At 55.2% G+C, this 13,393-nt stretch carries 11 protein-coding genes; 3 read left to right on the forward strand and 8 right to left on the reverse strand.

Features of this window, described 5'->3' with window-relative positions; all coding sequences use genetic code 11:
- Nucleotides 1–187: 187 nt before the first annotated feature.
- Nucleotides 188–355 (forward strand): hypothetical protein, encoded by a 168-nt coding sequence (locus J4P41_RS10840; RefSeq protein WP_010503616.1) that lies wholly within the window; start codon nucleotides 188–190, stop codon nucleotides 353–355.
- Between the two features lie 205 nt (nucleotides 356–560).
- The gene (locus tag J4P41_RS10845; protein ID WP_426067139.1) at nucleotides 561–1,466 is read left to right on the forward strand and encodes an NAD-dependent epimerase/dehydratase family protein; all 906 of its coding nucleotides are present in this window, start codon (nucleotides 561–563) and stop codon (nucleotides 1,464–1,466) included.
- A 4-nt stretch (nucleotides 1,467–1,470) separates the two neighbouring features.
- Here J4P41_RS10845 and J4P41_RS10850 read toward each other — a convergent pair whose 3' ends face one another.
- Both J4P41_RS10850 and J4P41_RS10855 read right to left on the reverse strand, forming a co-directional pair.
- Nucleotides 1,471–2,505: a D-glycero-alpha-D-manno-heptose-1,7-bisphosphate 7-phosphatase gene (locus J4P41_RS10850; RefSeq protein WP_426067140.1), complete on the reverse strand. Its 1,035-nt coding sequence runs from the start codon at nucleotides 2,503–2,505 to the stop codon at nucleotides 1,471–1,473.
- A complete protein-coding gene (locus J4P41_RS10855; protein ID WP_062504102.1) occupies nucleotides 2,502–3,137 on the reverse strand; it encodes a D-sedoheptulose 7-phosphate isomerase in 636 nt (211 codons plus the stop codon). Before J4P41_RS10855 ends, J4P41_RS10850 begins: the two co-directional genes overlap by 4 nt.
- Nucleotides 3,138–3,340: 203 nt before the next feature.
- On the opposite strand from J4P41_RS10855, the gene J4P41_RS10860 reads away from it, so the two are divergent.
- A complete protein-coding gene (locus tag J4P41_RS10860) occupies nucleotides 3,341–5,086 on the forward strand; it encodes a glycoside hydrolase family 13 protein (protein WP_426067141.1) in 1,746 nt (581 codons plus the stop codon).
- 69 nt (nucleotides 5,087–5,155) lie between these two features.
- Here J4P41_RS10860 and J4P41_RS10865 read toward each other — a convergent pair whose 3' ends face one another.
- The 6 genes from J4P41_RS10865 to J4P41_RS10890 form a co-directional block, all read right to left on the reverse strand.
- Nucleotides 5,156–7,576 carry a TonB-dependent receptor gene (locus tag J4P41_RS10865; RefSeq protein ID WP_426067142.1) on the reverse strand — a complete coding sequence of 807 codons (2,421 nt, stop codon included), beginning with the start codon at nucleotides 7,574–7,576 and terminating at the stop codon, nucleotides 5,156–5,158.
- A gap of 172 nt (nucleotides 7,577–7,748) precedes the next feature.
- Nucleotides 7,749–8,858 carry an N-acetylglucosamine-6-phosphate deacetylase gene (nagA, locus tag J4P41_RS10870; RefSeq protein WP_426067143.1) on the reverse strand — a complete coding sequence of 370 codons (1,110 nt, stop codon included), beginning with the start codon at nucleotides 8,856–8,858 and terminating at the stop codon, nucleotides 7,749–7,751.
- Nucleotides 8,855–10,135, reverse strand: coding sequence for a glucose/galactose MFS transporter (gluP, locus tag J4P41_RS10875; protein WP_426067144.1), 1,281 nt, complete (start codon nucleotides 10,133–10,135; stop codon nucleotides 8,855–8,857). The genes nagA and gluP overlap by 4 nt, the downstream gene beginning before the upstream one ends.
- A complete protein-coding gene (locus J4P41_RS10880; RefSeq protein ID WP_426067145.1) occupies nucleotides 10,132–11,418 on the reverse strand; it encodes a D-tagatose-bisphosphate aldolase, class II, non-catalytic subunit in 1,287 nt (428 codons plus the stop codon). Before J4P41_RS10880 ends, gluP begins: the two co-directional genes overlap by 4 nt.
- Before the next feature lie 2 nt (nucleotides 11,419–11,420).
- Complete coding sequence (locus J4P41_RS10885; protein ID WP_426067146.1) at nucleotides 11,421–12,425, reverse strand: SIS domain-containing protein; 1,005 nt, start codon at nucleotides 12,423–12,425, stop codon at nucleotides 11,421–11,423.
- The gene (locus J4P41_RS10890; protein WP_426067147.1) at nucleotides 12,388–13,368 is read right to left on the reverse strand and encodes an N-acetylglucosamine kinase; all 981 of its coding nucleotides are present in this window, start codon (nucleotides 13,366–13,368) and stop codon (nucleotides 12,388–12,390) included. The genes J4P41_RS10885 and J4P41_RS10890 overlap by 38 nt, the downstream gene beginning before the upstream one ends.
- Nucleotides 13,369–13,393: the final 25 nt, after the last annotated feature.

A 13,393-nucleotide genomic window follows, 5' to 3' on the forward strand; every position in this document is an offset into this window, starting at 1 on the left:
TTTTGGTTATTTGTGGAAATGTATATACCCATATTCAATATCCGTATCGAAAACGATATTCCCCGGAAAAAAATCGTTTCTGAGCGACTGAAGGCAGGCTGTTTGGGGTGCAAAAACTCCAATCGGGAACCGGGAGCATGACAGACCGTTTCTAAGGCTTCAATTCGCTCTGCGGAGGATGACCTACGTGCGTAAATCAATTCTGCTTCTTCTTGCTCTGTCTGTGTCCTGTGTCACGCTGACGGCTTGTGAGCATCACCGGACATTTGGCGAAAAAGTTCGTGACACTGTGGACCCGCCAAAGGGACCGATCGAGAAGGCAGGGCGTTCAGTTGACCGGACGCTTGGAAACTAAGCTCTTCTAATGGGCTGGAGCTTGTCTCTTGCCCATTTGCGGAATGTGGTCGAAAGAAAGGGGTATGGCGGAACGGCCGTGCCCCTTTTTGCTGTCGTCTGGTCGCCCGCAAAGGAGAATGATCCATGCCGTCCGTTCCGAAAAAACCTATTTTGATAACCTGTAGAGCGATCCGTTTTTCTCCTGGGCAAGGATGAAAGCGGTTATGCGTATTCTTCTCACCGGTGGTCATGGGTTCGTCGGGACGCACCTGAAAATACGTCTGAAAGAGCGCCTTCCAGATCATGTGCTGATCGAAGGGCAAATGGATATTCTAGATCGCCAAGCTGTAGAGCGCGTTGTTCAGGATACCCGGCCGGACGCCTGCATCCACTTGGCAGCAGTGTCATCCGTTCTGGAAGCCAGTCAGGATACACGTCATGCCTGGCAGGTGAATCTTGATGGCACTATGAATCTTGCTGAAACATTTCAGCAGCATGCACGGCATATCCGCTTTGTTTTTGTATCTTCCGCCGAAATTTACGGAGCGTCTTTTACAGAGGATAAACCTCTGGATGAGACAGCGACAGTCGCACCTCTGAACACCTATGCCGCAAGCAAAGCAGCGGCTGATATGGCCGTGGGAATGCTCGCGAAGGAAGGTTTGCATGTTGTCCGGATGCGTCCCTTCACCCAGGCAGGGAGTGGGCAGGATGCGAATGCCATTCTTCCATTTCTGGCGGCTCAGGTCGCGCGTATTGAAGCGCATCAACAGTCTGAAATCGTTCTTGGCCATCCAGATGTTGGTTACGACATCCTGAATGTCCGCGATGCTTGCGATGCTTATATTGACGCTCTGATGCTCCCGGAGCCACCGCTTGATGGTACGGTGTTGAATATCTGTAGTGGCCAGACAAGAACTACCAGTTCTATCCTGAGTAATCTGATGGAGCTGGCGGATATAAAAGCGGAAATCCGGATTGACCCGACGCATCCTGTGCCTTCAGGTCTGGAAAACATGCAGGGTAATCCGCGGCAAGCGGAACAGCTTTTAGGGTGGGCGCCTCAGATTTCGTGGAAAAATACACTTGAGGAAGTTCTGAACGACTGGCGGTGGCGCATTCGGTCCTGAAGTATCAGGGCAACAATTCCATCGTCCAGTCGAGAAGAGTTTTTTCCGACGTGACCTGATAGGCCGGCATGCCTGCGGCTGCAGCGGCCTGAAGATCGGTTTCCTGATCGCCGATCAGGAAACAGTTGGCAGGGTGGACATCCCATTTCATCAGCAAATCCTGAATCATTCCCGGGGCAGGTTTTCTCCACTCACTGTCCTGCCGATAGTGTTCAACCGGTGCGGTGGGATGGAAAGGGCAGTAGCGCCAGTCATCGATGGTGGCCCCTTCTGATCGGATAGAGGCAATAGCCCAACTCATCAGGTTTTTGACGTCTTCTTCGCTGTAATATCCCCGTGCCACGCCAGACTGGTTGGTAACGATGAAAATATGGTGCCCACTGCGGGCAATCCGGCGGAGCGCGGAAAACGTGCCGGTAATCCATTCAAAGCGTTCCCGCGTGCCGATATAACCGTGATCGTAGTTCAGCACCCCATCCCGATCCAGAAACACTGCAGGGCGCTGAAGGGGATAGGCGGAGAAGGGAAGGGTGTCCGGTGACAGAACCGGGGACGCTACGGTAATTTTTTCACTGTGTGTGTGGAACAGGCTCATAAGGGAGGGCGAGGCAGGCATAGTTCTCAAGGCCTGTTTGCTCAGAAGCGTCAACGCGGGTGTCCCATTCGGGTCCACGATACTTCGTGGCGTCTCCAGATGTGCGGTCATCAGTGGGAGCAGCGGGAAGACAGCGCCATCGCAAAGACGATCCCCTCGTGCCAGAAAAAACGTCTCCGACAGCAGAGGGGCAACCTGCTGCAAGGCTTCAACCGTGAAGGTTGGAAGGGTGTATGTTGTCAGAGTCCCCTGTAGAGGAAGTTTTTCAGGGAAGCATGGGAGAAAGTCTGACGTTCCCGTCGTTGTGAGCAGTGTAACATCAGTTATGCCGAAGCGCTGATAATCCCGGAGAACGCGAAAGAGAAACGACTGTCCCGCATAAGAGCGCAGGGCTTCTCCAATGTTCGGAAGAAGCAGGACACACTGCGGAACGTGTGAAATCATACGTCAGGCGTTTGAGGGCATAGAGCGCGTTCTACAAGAGCGCAGACGATATGGGCTGCTGCGATATGCATCTGCTGAATCAGAGGTGTCCATCCAGACGGAACACGCAGGACGAAATCGGCATCCGGAAGCTCGACACAGTTTTCGCCGGTGAAGACGACGGTTGTGATGTTCTGTGAACGCGCGGCTTTGAGCGCCTGTACGATATTCGGGGAGCGGCCCGAGGTCGTGATGCCCAGAAAGACGTCGCCTTTCCGCCCTAGCGCCAGAACCTGCCGGGAAAAGACATGATCAAACCCGTAATCATTTCCAATGGCCGTCAGACCGGACGTATCCGTCGTCAAAGCAATGGCAGCAAGCGGGCGACGGTCATACATCAGACGGGCCGTGAATTCGCCAGCAATATGCTGGGCATCTGCTGCGCTGCCACCGTTACCGGCTACCAGAAGTTTTCCATCTTTTTCCAGTGCGGAGGTGATGGTTAAAGCAATGCCCGCCATCATGTCCGCACAGGCTTCATGCTTGGAAAAGGCGACCATGGTTTCAGCAGACTGGCGGAGGTAATCCTGCAGATAGTCCCGCTCGGAGGCTGGGAGACTGTTCAGCAGGTCGGATGTCGGGAACTTGGACATCAGGAATGGAAACTCCGCAAGTCAGGTCAAAAAAATGTGTGGAGACCTTTTTTAGGTCACCTCATGATGAGAGACAGAGGGTTTTGAAGAGCATCTGTCAAGCAAGGCCTTTTATGAAAGTGCATGTTTCTTTCGCGCTCAAGATCGGAACAGTTGCCTGAGGCAGGGCGTTGAACGGGTCTATCCGCCAGGAGACGATCCCGATGTCGCAACACCTTGCCGAAAATTCTCCCAACAGTTCCGTGACGGCTTTGAAAGCGAGTGAAACCAACACCTCGCAGAAGGAAAAATGGTGGAAAGAAGCTGTTGTCTATCAGGTGTACACACGGTCTTTCAGCGACAGTAACGGTGATGGCATAGGCGATCTCCCCGGTTTGATAGACAGGCTGGATTACCTGAAATCCCTTGGGGTGCAGGTCATCTGGCTGGCCCCGCATTATGATACGCCCAATGTCGATAACGGCTATGATATCCGTAATTACAGAGCGATTGATCCTCTCCAAGGCACTATGGAAGATTTCGACCGGCTTGTTGCGGGCCTGCATGAGCGGGGAATGAAGCTGATTGTGGATCTGGTCATCAATCATACCAGCGATCAGCATGAATGGTTCCGCCAGAGCCGATCGGGACCGGATAACCCTTACCGGGACTTCTATATCTGGCGCGATGGGCGTGATGATGGGCCGCCCAATAACTACCTATCGATATTCGGAGGCTCTGCCTGGGAAAAAGACGAGGCTAGCGGGCAATATTATCTGCACTATTTTGCCAAGGAACAGCCCGATCTGAACTGGGAAAATCCCAAGGTCCGTCAGGAAGTGTATGACATCATGCGCTTCTGGCTCGACAAGGGCGTGTCTGGGTTCCGAATGGATTCCATCTGTTTCATATCAAAACTCCCAAGACTGCGGGATCTGACATTAGCCGAAATGGAAAGCCTGGAGTATGTGTATGTTACAGGCCCCAAAATCCATGATTACCTTCAGGACATGCACCGTGAAGTTCTTGCCGGTCGTGATCTGCTGACGGTTGGGGAAGCATTTGGCGTGTCTTTTGAGAACACACCTGCGTTCGTTTCGGAAGCCCGCAACGAACTGACGATGGTGTTCCATTTCGAAATTGTTCGCCTTGGTCGGCATGACTGGCGGGTACAGGATTGGACGATCAAAGATCTGAAAGCGGTTTTGCGAGGAGAAGATACCTCTTCAGGGCCGGATGGCTGGTTAACGTCTTTTCTGGAAAATCATGATAACCCACGTTCCGTGTCATGGTTTGGCGATCCGTCTCCAGAAGGTCATGGTCCGTCCGCCAAGGCGCTAGCCACTCTCCTGATTATGCGTCGCGGGACGCCCTATATCTATCAGGGCGAAGAAATCGGCATGACCAATATTCATTTCGATGGAATAGAGGATTTTCAGGACATCAACGCAAAAGGGATCTGGAACAACACGGTTGGCATCGGGAAAATGCCTGCTGAAGAGGTTCTTCATAGCCTGCGGAGAATTAGTCGTGACAATGCCCGCACCCCTATGCAGTGGGACGCCTCGGATCATGCCGGATTCACGACAGGCTTACCGTGGTTCCGCGTGAACCCCAATTATACCGATATCAACGTCGCGCAGCAGGATGCTAGTCCTGACTCCATTCTGAACTACTACCGGGCCCTTATTCAGCTTCATGCCAGCCAGAAAGCTCTGATTTACGGAGACTTTGAAGATATTGATCCGGATCATCCGTCCGTCATTGCTTTTACGAGGACGCTAGGGAGCGAGCAGTTTCTGGTTTTGATCAATATGTGCGGTGAAACCGAGCACTATATTCTGCCTCACGGGCTGAAGATTGCAGAAGTGCTGTTGGATAATATGTCCGCATCAGCCGGGAACGTCCTGCCAGATCTCAAGCCCTGGCAAGCGGGCATTTATCACCTGGCACCGCCCGCAGAGATCTGAACAGGTACAGGTTTACCACAAACTGCTCTCTGATACGGAAAATACCAGAGAGCAGGAGCAAGAGCAGAATTAGAAGCCCGTGGACACGGACACCAGAGCTGCAAAGCCACCACCAACAACATAAACCGGGCTGGCACCTTTGATCGTGCTGCCATAGACGCCTTTGGTCGCTTTGGCATTTCCGGTCGCACTGGATGCGCCGGAAAGATAATTGTTGTCACCCAAGTTCACCAGATTGAGCTGGATGGTTGGGTGTTTTGCCGGACCAAGCTTCTGCATCCGATACCCTAACGTCATGTTGGATGTGACGTAGGAGTGAAGGGACTGATCGTTCATGAATGTTGTGTATTGCGTATCCACATAACGGAGCGCAAAATTCCCGAAGAACGTGCCGTCATCGTAACGCAATCCGATTGAGCCTGTGAATTTCGGAGAGCTTGGCGCTTTTTTTCCTGCGGTCGGCAGATAATCCGATCCGGCATTATAATTGTTGTCGATCGTGGCATGCAGATACTGGCCGGACAGATACGGGCTAAAATGATGCCAGTTACCGAGTGCCAGTTCCGCCTGTACGCCACGCGCTGTTTCACCCCCCACGTTCAGAGGCTCTGAAACAAGACTGTTGGTCCCCGGGAGATAGCCGTAGGACGTAACCTGATGATTGGTGATGTTGTAATTGAAGAACGAAATTGCAGCATTATAGAAGCCATGGTGGCGATAGCCGATTTCTTCCCCAATTGAATACTCAGGCTTCAGGTTGCCCGGCTGCTCAACAGCAGTACTGGAGGATGGATCGAACAGCTGGGAGTACACTTCCACCGAGCCCGGAGCACGGAAAGCGGTCGTTCCGTTGATATAGATCTGGTCGTGGTCCGTCAGTTTGTAAGATGCATAGAACTCCGGCATCGGCTCAAAGTAGTTCTTGGCGTTCTTATAAGGGTCTGCGCCAGGAACGAGGTTTGTCCCCTGACGGGAGAGCATCGTTGCTTTGAAACCGCCGGTAATTTGCAGCCTGTCATTTAGAAGATGAACGGTATCTGCCAGATACAGGGTGTTGGACTGCTGCTTGAAGTTCAGATCCCATGGCGTCAGGATTCGACCATCCGCCACGCGGATAGGGTCGTTGTTGAAACCCGATACAGAATTGCCTTGAGCGTCGGTCTGAATGTAATTCGCCAGTTCTTCATGCTGGGTGTAGGCATACCAGTAGCCGAATGTCAGCGTATTGTACTTCGTGGACCAGACCAGAGACGTGTTCAGACCTGAAGACTTCTGGTTCCAGGGATCAACAGCCTGTGTCGTCGCCATTCCATCGGACGTGAGATTGGAAAGGTTGAGGTTACCTGCTGCTCCCGTCCCGAAATAGCTGTTGGCACTGCTAATGTTCTGACCCCAGACGGAAGGTCCGAACATATGGACGTAATAAGGCGCCACATTGAGCTTAAGATGATTGCTCAGGGTAAAATGGGATGGTGCCATGACGGTCATGGCGTTGTTGATGGTTTGGTTCAGACCATAATAATTGGCATCACCCAGTGTATAGTGCCCGTCATAGTTATAGCTGCGGCCGTATTTGTTCCAGGCTGCCATCGTGGGGTTTAGATACCCCGTATATTTGGTCGCGTTATAGCCAAACACGGCGGAAACGGAGTTCCCGTCGCCCCACTCCTTGATGAATTTTGCATCGGTATGATGGCGGGTACCACCACCTGGACCGCGCCAGTTGTTCCAGGACATATGGGAATAGGAAACGAAGCCGCGAATACCGCTATGACCGATCTCGCCGGTTTCAAGGCGCAGGAACTCCTTGTTTGTGCTGTGCGTTCCGCCCGTGAGAGACAGATAACCGCCAGCTTTATGGCTGGGGTTGATTTCCGACATCGTGATCTGGCCGCCCACCGCATTGTAGAGTGGAGCATCAACATCTGGAGAGCCCTGCGAAACCGTCACGGAGCCCAGATTTTCGGTATCAACAATCGTGCCCGTATAAGGGGCATATCTGATGGGGTCGGCAATCGGAATACCTTCAAAAAGATAACCGATCTGCTCTTCATTCATGCCGCGGATATTCAGGGAGTCACCGGAAACGCCCAGAGGGTCCTGACTGTAGGTTACAACACCAGGCAGATTCCCAATCAAGGCCTGAACATTCGATGTCGGGCTCATCTTCGCAATGAAGTCGCGGGTGATGCCGCTTTGTGAACGGGGCGCAGTCTGCACCGGCATCAGGCCACCGCCGGGCGTCGTATTGCTGACACCGTCTCCATAGGCTGCGCCAGTGACGTGTACGCTTTCGTCGCTACGGGCTTCAAGGGTGGAAGGACTGTGGCGGAGCGCAGGTTTGGCTTTGGTGCCCGTCTGAGGTGCTGAACTTTTGGAAACAGCGTGAGCCCGCTGCGTATGGGACGTCCGGGCTTCTGCGTATTCGCTGGCGGCCCCAATCACGACAGTTGAACACAGGAGGGCGATGCGGAAGCTGGTTTTGTTCATCGGCTGCTCATGAAATCTGAGGACGACCGCGATCCCGTAACGGTTGCGGAACATCAGCAGCGTATGAATTGTGTAAAATTGTTGTCAATCAAAAACGATCAGATTTGTTCTTTTTTTTGATTTTGTTTTGATCATCCAGTCAGATTGCTGATTGAACAATGACGGTAAAGGCTCAGTGGGTCCTTTTTCCGTCCACCCAGACTTCCGTAACGCGTAGATTTTCATCCAGAATCGTGAAATCTGCCAAAAGCTCAGGAGAAATCATGCCTCGATCATGCAGTCCCAGATAGGCTGCCGCATTGGTGCTGACGAGTTTTGCTGCTTCCGGCAGGGACTTTCCGGCCTGGACGGCATTGCGCAAGGCCTGATCGAGTGTGAGCACACTACCCGCCAGAGAGCCGCCTGGCAGACGAACAACACCATCCTGAATGAGCACATCCTGTCCACCCAGACTGCTTGGTCCTTCCAGTTCCCCTGTGCCCCGCATGGCGTCCGTCACGAAAAGAAGGCGATCTCCCATCACGCGTGATGCCAGACGGAAGCTGGCGGGATGAACATGGTGCGTATCGAAAATCATCTCTGCATAAGCCGTGTCACTGCACATCAGTGCCGTAACGGGACCAGGCTTGCGCCCTTCAATGGGAGACATGGCGTTGAAGAGATGTGTTGCGCCAATCGTACCGCCAGAACCGCACACCAGACAGATGGCGCGCTCCGTTCCATCATAGTCCGTTGTCGTGTGACCAAGGCTGACGCGCACATTGGCTTGAGCGAAACTGCGCATCGCGCTCTCAGCATGTTCAAGTTCCGGCGCGAGCGTGACCACACGCACACATCCCGTTGCGATGGCGTCCTGAACTTTTTCTGGAGAGGGAGGAATAGCGAACGGAGGTTGTGCACCAAGTTTGTGGGGGCTGACGAACGGCCCTTCCAGATGCGCGCCATGAATACGCGGCCCGTTCTCGACGCCGCGTTTACAGACTTCTGCCACAGCCCGCAGAGCGTTCATGACGTCGTTCCAGGGTGCGGTGATGGTTGTCGGCAGAATGGTGGTTGTGCCGTGTGACATATGAAAGCGGGCCAGAGTCTCAATGGCCTCAACACCATCCATGGTGTCAGCGCCGCCACCGCCATGGACATGCCCATCAATGAAGCCGGGAAGAATATAGCGCTTCCCAGCGTTTTTCAGAGGCTCCAGATCACGGATGTGGCTGTCGAAGGTGACACGTCCCGGAACAATGCGATCACGGAGAACGAGGTTACCATCGAGATGAGAGATCATTTTTTCTGGTCCAGTGGCAGGAGGCCCGTCTGTCCGTAACGGCGGGCGTAGAAAAGAACTGCGAGATAGGATGGCAGGACGAGGAGTGCAAACATCGCCTGAAAGCCGACATAAGGCTTCAGCAGAACATAGATCTGCGGAATGATCGCACCGCCGCTATACGCCATGACGAGCAGGGCCGAGGCTAATGGTGTCCATGGGCCGGCACCCCGGATGGCAATCGGGAAGATCGTCGGCATGATCATGGCGTTTGTGGCACCCAGCAGAGCGACGCAGAGCACCGAGGCGTAACCCTGCGTCAGGAAGGCCGCAATGGTCAGGATGCAGCCGCCAATGCAGGAAAATTCAAGAAAGCGTTCCTGCGTCATCATACGTGGAACAACAATGAACCCTGCGACATAACCCGCCAGCATTCCGGCAAGGGTCAGGGAGGTGAAGAATTTGGTCTGGCTCAGCGGAAGGCCAAAGCCTTGCCCGTATGTCCCGATGGCGTCGCCGGCCATGACTTCAATGCCGACATAGAGGAACATGGCCCCAATGCCGAAGACGAGATGCGGCCGGAAAATCTTCTCGCTGCTTCCGCTCACGCTGGGAAGTGGCGGGGCCTGAAGTTCCGGCAGGGGGAAGAAAATGACGCCCACCGCAGCCACCAGCAGAACGACAGCCATGCTCATATATGGCGCATAAATAGCATGAACAAAGCTGTTCAGAATGGCGTCTCGTGCTTCTGGCGTTGCAGCAAGCTGTGCTTTTTCCGCGACATTTCCGATATCGCCCATGACGACTGTGGCCAGTACGATAGGTGCCAGAATACCGGCGAATTTATTGCAGACACCCATGATGGCAATACGCTGGGCAGCCCGTTCGGACGGACCAAGAAGGCTGACCAGCGGGTTGATGACGACCTGCATCAGCGCAAGGCCTGAACCCAGCACCAGAAGCCCGGCCAGTGCGCCGCCATAAATGCGCATGGAGACGAACTGCCCGAACAGAGCCACGCCCGCCGCACACAAAACCAGAGCCCCGGATAGACCACGGCGCAAACCTAGTGACCGGGCGACAAATGATGCGGGAATGGAGAACAGGAAATACGACAGGTAGAAGACCAGAGGCACCAGAAAGGCGCTGACGTCTCCCAGGGAGAACGCAACCCGGACAAATGAGATCAGCGGCCCGTTCAGCCAGGTCACAAAACCCATCATGAAGAAGATGGCGGCGGCAACACCAAGTGGACCAAGGCCGTATGAGCCAGTCAGGCTGTCCGGGGAACGGTTCATGTCACTTCGGCTCCACAGGCCTGATCGTACAGGCCAAGAACTGTGTCGATTGCGGAAAGAATAACTGCGCGGGGATGCCGTGGAAGCAGTCCGTCGCGGATTTTTTCGTACTGCACAGGCAGAAACTGGCTCAGAAGCGGATCTGGCAGCCCTGTTTCTTCAAGCTGGCGCAGAAGCGTTTCCACAGCCGCTTCCGCATCCGGCTGAGGCCAGTAATAGCGGATGCGGTCGCTGTAAGCATAGTGACGGAGAATGGCGAGCTTTCTGTCCGTGCCTTCGTAATGGCCACGCCACTGCGCAGGCTGCTGCGTCATGATCCGTTCCATGACCGCCCGCAGGCTTTCCTGCTGCGGCAAAAGGACAGAGCGGATACTGTCCAGCCCATACAGGGCTTCACGCAGGGCAAAGGTCAGACCTGGTCCGACCTTCAGGAGCAGGAAGCCGTCTTCTACAAGCGCGCGCAGGGCGGAGAGGGGCTGATAATCGGTCGAATGGGCTTCGAAGATCTGGCCCGGCATCCTGTTCAGCGTGGCCGAGAGGGTTTGCGCGCGGGGCCGGTCGTAAATCACGACATCTTCCACGCCGAACTCCACGCCCGGCTGAACGACAAGCCCGATCACACGGTCCCAGACGTCATTGCCCAGAACGCGGCGGAACAGCGTTTCGTGAATCTGAAGTGTGGCAGTGGCAGCGTCCGGAGAGGTCGGCTCCAAATGGTCCAGAGCCTCAGCCGCACCACCCGGAACAGGTACTTCCGTTCCGATAATATAGACGGCCTGACCGGGAGCCGCGCTTTCGGCGCGCTGTGCAAGGGCGCAGGCGCGTTCGGCAACAGTTTCATCGGACAGCGCAACCGGTTCGCCCGCACAGCCCATGCTGGCATCGAGATGCAGTTTGACGAAGCCCGCTTTCGCAAAGGCTTCAATCATGGTCAGGGCCTTCTCCATGGCCTCCTGCGGGGGCAGGGATTTCCATGGATTGGGCCCAAGATGGTCACCACCAAGGAGAACAAGATGTGCCGGGCAGCCGACCTTCGCAGCAATGCCCAGCACAAGATCCCGGAAATCTGCCGGGGTCATGCCAGTATAACCCCCATCCTGATTGACCTGATTGCAGGTCGCCTCGATCAGGACAGGCCGACCGGTTCTGGCCGCGCGCTGCAATGCGGCTTCCAGCACCAGTGGATGCGCGGAGCAGACGGAGGCCAGACCCTGGCGCTGTGCCGGAGGAACGGCTGGGTCATGCGCCTGTTTGACGAGGTTCAGAAAGGGGGAAATGCTCATGATCAGGCGATCGTCACGACTTTGGTGAGGTGACGCGGTGCCAGGGTATCAAGGCCCTTGGAGCGGGCGACATATTCACCGAAAAGCTGCAGCACGGGCAGAACGACCAACGGACGCACATCCGCGCCCTCTTTGACGGACAGCGAGACTGTGCCGGGGCCACCGATACCCAGAACACGTGCGCCCTTGGCCATCAGATCCTTGGCGAGAATGCTCTCTTCTTCCAACGTGTCCGGGCGGTACAGGAAGACGACGAGTGAGCTGTCATCAATCAGGCTGATCGGGCCGTGACGGTATTCTAGCGGATGATGCGCTTCTGTCTGGCTCAGGCTCATTTCCTGAAGCTTCAGGGAGCCTTCGCGTGCAACACCATAAAGCGCACCAGCGCCCAGGAACACGAAATGGGACCGACCTTCGATCAGCGCTTTGAGCTGTGAGTCGGCCTCGTTAAGGAGCTCTTCGGCAGCCTTTGTCGTCTCCGGCGTAACGGCAATACCCGCATAACGTAGGCCCATCAGCAGCATCAGACTGGCTGATGCCGTCATGACGATCCCTTCTTCAGCGTGCGTTTCAGCCAGAACGGTCTCGTCCGCGTTTTTTTCCAGGCTCGTGTCTTCCGCACAGGTGAACGCCGTGACGTGCAGTCCGTTCTTGCGGCTCTCGATGGCAGCGGCAACGGTTTCGGTGGATTCACCACTGCGGGAAAGCGCCAGAATGTTCGGGCGAATGTTTGAGGGCACATAGTCCTGCGGGCGACGGGTCCATTCATTGCCCGCGACAGCGCGGGAGAACACTCCGTGTGCGTTCAGACTGGCGGCAATGGAGTCCGCAATATGGACGGATGTGCCGCAGCCGACAACGACTGTCACGGTTTCAGGGTCCGGGTGGACATCCCGCATGTCCACCTTGTTCCAGAGGGGAAACTGTTCGCGAATACCGCGTTCGGTAGCGTTCATGAGAGAGAGCCTTTCAGGAGCCAAGTCCCGCAGCGCCAAGCGTGCGGGCAAGAGATGTGATCCAGGACGCGTCAGGCGTCCATCCAGCTTGACGGGCCGCAGTCAGGAGACCGCCACCGATAGGAGGTAAAAGCGGAGAGACAGGCGTACCGCACTGCGCCGCGATGGCGTTGCGCAGGAACGGACTTTGAAGCGTGCCACCTGCGTAGCTCCAGGGCAGTTCTACGTCCGGCATTTTGGTTCGTGCCGCCCGAATATGTACGGCCAGTTCGGTTGCGGCAGTATTCAGAAGGGCCGCGGCGGGTGTGCAGCCGTTTTCAGCCAATGTCGAAACATGGCGTGCCAAGGCAGCAACGGCGGAGCGCGGATGCTCCAGATTGCCGTACCACTCAAGAAGGGCAGGGGTGCAGAGCTTTGGATCCGAGGGCAGACCCATGGCCATACAGAATGGTTCCAGAAATGCGAAATCCCGCGTGTTCCGGCCATCCAGAATATGGGTCAGAAGCGTCAGGGCATTGCGGCCGATCTGATAGGCGCTTCCTTCATCGCCAAACAGGCTTCCCCATCCGCCAACGCGACAATGTTGACCTCGCCCGTCCGAGGCCCAGGCCATGGAACCAGTACCAGACAGAACAAGCACCCCCGGTTCGCCACCAAAAGCGGCGGAACAGGCCATATCCACATCGTTCGTCAGGGAATAGGGGATTTTGCCAACACTCTCCGAAACAGCGTCTTCTTGTCGTGCGCAGAGTGTTGCGCTTTCACCGTAACCTGCAAGTCCCAGACCAACGGCCTGTGTCGAGGTGGGAAGTAACTTGAGCAGCCCTGTCAAGCGTTCCCGCCAGAGCGGCTGATCGAACGGATTTGTGCCACCGGTCTGCTCAACATTGGCGATTGTGCCGTCAGAGTTGAGCACCACAAGAAGGGTCTTGCTGCCGCCACCGTCAATCGCTGCGATACAGGGTTCAGTCACGGCAAAACTTTCCGGGGCCATTTGATCCTTTTTCGATATGACCGGT

Source organism: Gluconobacter sp. NFX36 (assembly GCF_049887835.1).
Taxonomy (GTDB): domain Bacteria; phylum Pseudomonadota; class Alphaproteobacteria; order Acetobacterales; family Acetobacteraceae; genus Gluconobacter; species Gluconobacter japonicus_A.

Bases quoted from the DNA above. Each gene is read 5' to 3' on its own strand.
- J4P41_RS10845 (WP_426067139.1), top strand. From the start codon at position 561: ATGCGTATTCTTCTCACCGGTGGTCATGGGTTCGTCGGGACGCACCTG.
- J4P41_RS10860 (WP_426067141.1), top strand. From the start codon at position 3,341: ATGTCGCAACACCTTGCCGAAAATTCTCCCAACAGTTCCGTGACGGCT.
- J4P41_RS10850 (WP_426067140.1), bottom strand. From the start codon at position 2,505: ATGATTTCACACGTTCCGCAGTGTGTCCTGCTTCTTCCGAACATTGGA.
- gluP (WP_426067144.1), bottom strand. From the start codon at position 10,135: ATGAACCGTTCCCCGGACAGCCTGACTGGCTCATACGGCCTTGGTCCA.
- J4P41_RS10880 (WP_426067145.1), bottom strand. From the start codon at position 11,418: ATGAGCATTTCCCCCTTTCTGAACCTCGTCAAACAGGCGCATGACCCA.
- J4P41_RS10890 (WP_426067147.1), bottom strand. From the start codon at position 13,368: ATGGCCCCGGAAAGTTTTGCCGTGACTGAACCCTGTATCGCAGCGATT.
- nagA (WP_426067143.1), bottom strand. From the start codon at position 8,858: ATGATCTCTCATCTCGATGGTAACCTCGTTCTCCGTGATCGCATTGTT.
- J4P41_RS10865 (WP_426067142.1), bottom strand. From the start codon at position 7,576: ATGAACAAAACCAGCTTCCGCATCGCCCTCCTGTGTTCAACTGTCGTG.
- J4P41_RS10855 (WP_062504102.1), bottom strand. From the start codon at position 3,137: ATGTCCAAGTTCCCGACATCCGACCTGCTGAACAGTCTCCCAGCCTCC.